The sequence below is a fragment of the Mesorhizobium sp. M4A.F.Ca.ET.020.02.1.1 genome (genome assembly GCF_004022645.1).
GTDB lineage: Bacteria > Pseudomonadota > Alphaproteobacteria > Rhizobiales > Rhizobiaceae > Mesorhizobium.
In genome coordinates, this window is record NZ_RZOI01000608.1 from 1 (window position 1) to 3770 (window position 3770).

Genomic DNA, 3770 nt, shown 5'->3' on the forward strand with positions numbered 1-3770 from the left:
CGCCAGAGGCTCGGCGCGGATCTCGACCCACTCGCAGCGCCGGCTGTCGTGATAGAAGGACTGGAACGGCGCCGGGAAGGACGGGTCGGCAAAGGCGCCGACGGGAATTGCGATCACACCGGGCTGGCTGTCGAGCCGGTAGTGGACGGTGGTTCCGCAATCCGGGCAGAAGCTATAGCTGACGCGGCCGCCCTGCTCGCCGACACGGGTGAACTCCGCCGCCCGTCCCTGGATGGACACGTCACCTTCCTTAAACCGGACATTGTAGCTAAAGGCACTGCCGGTGCGCCGCTTGCAGGCCAGGCAATGGCACACGGAAATGCGTACGATCTCGCCCGAGCAGACAGCCGAAAGCTGGCCGCAAGAGCATTCCGCGCGACGACTGACCATGGCCGGCTCCTTTCGGCTCCGCCCGGCCTCGTCCGACCAGCGCGGCTGGAGCAGCTTATTGAGTTCGGAAGCGCGGCGGAAGGGCACTTCAGGCTCTCGCCCGTCACGGAGCGCGGCGGCCTTTGTCAGGCCCGCCAGGCCGCCAGATCCGCCAGGATTTGCGCCTTCAGCGCGGGGTCGGCATAGCTCGCCTTGACCGATGTCGCCGCGAGCTCGCGGATGGTTTCGCCGTCCCAGGCGAACGCGTCGGCGCAGGCGGCATAGGATACTTCCAGCGTGGTGTCGAGCAGCGCCGGATCATCGGTGTTGATCGAGACCGGAACACCGGCCCGGCGCAAGGTGTCGATCGGATGTTCGGCGATCGACCGGTAGAGGCCGAGCGTGACGTTGGAGATCGGGCAGACGCCAAGGGGGATCTGCCTCTCAGCCAGCAGGTCGACCAGGTCCGGCTTCTCGATCGCCCGCACGCCGTGGTCGATGCGGTCGGCGCCAAGCAGGTCGACCGCGTCGCGCACGCCCTCCGGACCGCTGGACTCGCCGGCGTGAACGGTCCGCCGCAGGCCCGCCGCAGCCGCACGGCGGAACGCTTCGGCAAAGCGCGGGCCGGTGCGGCCGGCGGCGGCTTCGTTGCCGTCGATCGACAGCGCAACCACGCGCGGATGCCTGATCCCGCTCAGCAGCTCCACCAGCTCGATCGCTTCCTCCGCCGACTGGGTGCGCAACAGGCTGACGCAAAGCCCGACCGGAGGGTGACCGTCCTCTTCGGCGGCCGCGAAGCCGGCGTCGAAGGCGTCGATCATCCCCGGAATGTTCTTGTACCAGTGCGGCCAGTGAGTCGGGTTGACGATGACGTCGGCATAGCGCACGCCGCTCCTGGCCATGCGCTGGGCGAACTTGTAGGCCGTGCTCGCCAGCTGCTCGCGCGTGCGGAACGTGCCGCACAGCCAATCGAGCATTTCGAGGAAACTCTTCAGGTTGTGCGCCTCGAACAGCCTGTCGCGCGGCGCGCGCAACGGAATGCCGGCTTCCTCGCAATTCCTGATCACGTCGTCGGCCTCGAAGCAGCCCTCGACGTGGATGTGCACCTCGGCTTTCGGCAATGCGATGTAGTCGGTCAACGGACGTCTCCCCTGTTCACGCGCCGCATTCAAGCACGAAAAGGCCCGACCCATGCTTCAAGAAATGATTGAAAGAATTGCGCGAGGCGGCGGCAATTGCCGCGGCAGTACCGTTCGTTGTAGCCATTGCGACCGCTTGATTTTGGAGGAGACGCGGCATGGACCCAATCACCGGCGGCTGCCTGTGCGGTAACGTCCGCATCGTTGCGTCGGGTGCCCCATACAGGGTCGGCATCTGCCACTGCCTCGACTGCCGCAAGCATCACGGGGCGCTCTTCTATGCCGCGGCGGTGTTCGCTCAGGATGCGGTGACGATCGAGGGCGAAACGCGCGATTATGCCGGACGGTTCTTCTGTCCGCGCTGCGGCTCGTCCGTCTTCGCCCGCACTGGAGACGAGATCGAAGTTCATCTGGGCTCCCTGGATGCTCCCGACCAACTGGTGCCGACGTACGAACTCTGGACCGTTCGTCGCGAGTCCTGGTTGCCGCCGTTTCCGCTCAAGAGACGCTACGAGCGCGATCGTGACGCCACGGGTCGTAGCGAGGGATAGCCGCGCAGTTTGGGCGGTCACGCCGGGGCTTCAGTCCGGAAGGCCGGCCTTGCGGAAGCCATCGACGAAATGCTGCATCGTCGCGTCGTCGCGGAACGGCTCCGTCGCGACCCAATAGGCGGTACTAAAATGCCGGTTGCCGACGAGGAACAGTTCGACCTCCGCGCGCGCCTCATCGAGCCGGCCAAGTTGCGCAAGGCTTGCCGCCAGGAAACGGCGCGAGCTCGTGCGATAGGTCTCGTCCCGGCGCAGCGTCTCGACGGCGGCTTCGTATTCACGGGCCGCATATTGTGCCTGACCGAGTGTCAGATAGTACCAGCTTGGCGGATAGGGGTTCAGCCGGAATGCCTTGCGAATGTGCTCGAGGCTTACCTCGATCTGCCCGGCCAGAACCTCGATGTCGGATATCGTCGCCCAGGCGTCGGCTTCGTTCGGATCGAGTTCGAACGCCTTGGCGAATTCAGCGTCCGCCTCGTCGAAGCGGCGTTCATAGGCAAGCAGGTTGCCCAGCACCCAGTGGCAGCCGGCATCGTTGGGATCGATCGCCACGGCCTTGCGCGCCAGCTCCAGGGCAACGCTCCGATTGGGTTCGATGGGTTCTCCCCAATGCACCCATTGCATCCAGTGGTTCATGGCAAGCCAGCGATAGGCCTCGGCGTAGTCCGGATCGAGCGAAACGGCGCGCGTCAGCATCAGGTGCGCTTCCCGCGCCGTCTGCGGCGAATCGTCGATCAGCTTGCGCGCCCGCACACACAGATCATAGGCCTCGAGATTTTTGGGCCGGTTGCGCGGCGGCGGCGCGCGCAGCCGGCCAAGCAGTGCCTCGACGATCTTGGCCGTCACCTCGTCCTGAACGGCAAAGATGTCTTCAAGGCTGCGATCGTAGCGTTCCGCCCACAGATGTTCGCCGCTCGAAGCGTCGACCAGCTGGGCATTGATGCGCACGCGCCCGGCGGCGCGCCTGGCGCTGCCTTCCAGCAGGTAGCGCACGCCGAGCTCCTCGGCGATCCCGCGCACATCCATCGCCCTTCCCTTGTAGGCAAAGACCGAGTTGCGCGCGATGACGAACAGGCCCGCGTTCCTCGACAGGTCGGTGATCAGGTCTTCGGTCAGCCCGTCCGCGAAGGACTCCTGCTCGGGATCATTGCTGAAGGCGACAAAGGGCAGCACGGCGATGGACGGCTTGCCTGGCAGCGGCAAGGGTTTTCGCTTCGCCTCGCCGAGCTGTTCGATGACGCCAGTGAAGCGGTAGCCGACGCGCGGCACCGTGGCGATCCAGTCACCGCCATCGGCGGCCGGACCGAGCAGCTTCCTGAGCTGGGCGATCTGGACCGTCAGGTTGCCTTCCTCGACGGCCGTTCCCGGCCATGCGGCATCCATCAGCTCGGCCTTGGCCAGGATTTCACCGGGACGCTCGACCAGCGCCGCAAGCAGCTTCAGCCCGCGATAGCCGGCGGCCACGGGAACGTCGTTGCGAAGCAGCGTTCCCGCAGACGGATCAAGCACATACGGACCAAAGGCAAAGCGCGATCCCTGCATGCGGCTGATCTATAGCCCATTTGGAAGTTTTGAGAACTATTTGGGAGGGCTTAATTACGCCGCTGCCGGCATCCTGCAGAATTCAACCTCATTCAGGTCGAGGCCCCCAAATCGCATGGGCCTCAAACCACAGGAGGTTGCCATGAACGATACCCTTGCAACGGTCCAGCAT

At 65.2% G+C, this 3770-nt stretch carries 4 protein-coding genes; 1 reads left to right on the forward strand and 3 read right to left on the reverse strand.

Annotation, left to right across the window (positions count from 1 at the left end):
- Together EN742_RS27670 and add are read right to left on the reverse strand one after the other, a co-directional pair.
- The coding region (locus EN742_RS27670) for a GFA family protein (RefSeq protein WP_128333507.1) at window positions 1–390 on the reverse strand (390 nt) is incomplete at its 3' end.
- A 125-nt stretch (window positions 391–515) separates the two neighbouring features.
- On the reverse strand, window positions 516–1508 hold the full coding sequence (add, locus tag EN742_RS27675) for an adenosine deaminase (protein ID WP_127407026.1): 993 nt from the start codon (window positions 1506–1508) through the stop codon (window positions 516–518).
- Between the two features lie 158 nt (window positions 1509–1666).
- Between add and EN742_RS27680 the strand changes: the two genes are divergently transcribed.
- Window positions 1667–2059: a GFA family protein gene (locus tag EN742_RS27680; protein ID WP_126055455.1), complete on the forward strand. Its 393-nt coding sequence runs from the start codon at window positions 1667–1669 to the stop codon at window positions 2057–2059.
- 30 nt (window positions 2060–2089) lie between these two features.
- On the opposite strand, the gene EN742_RS27685 is transcribed toward EN742_RS27680, so the two are convergent.
- Window positions 2090–3598: a winged helix-turn-helix domain-containing protein gene (locus EN742_RS27685; protein WP_127407025.1), complete on the reverse strand. Its 1509-nt coding sequence runs from the start codon at window positions 3596–3598 to the stop codon at window positions 2090–2092.
- Window positions 3599–3770 lie beyond the last annotated feature (172 nt).

Coding starts and splice junctions, on each gene's coding strand:
- EN742_RS27680 (WP_126055455.1), top strand. CDS start 1,667: ATGGACCCAATCACCGGCGGCTGCCTGTGCGGTAACGTCCGCATCGTT.
- EN742_RS27685 (WP_127407025.1), bottom strand. CDS start 3,598: ATGCAGGGATCGCGCTTTGCCTTTGGTCCGTATGTGCTTGATCCGTCT.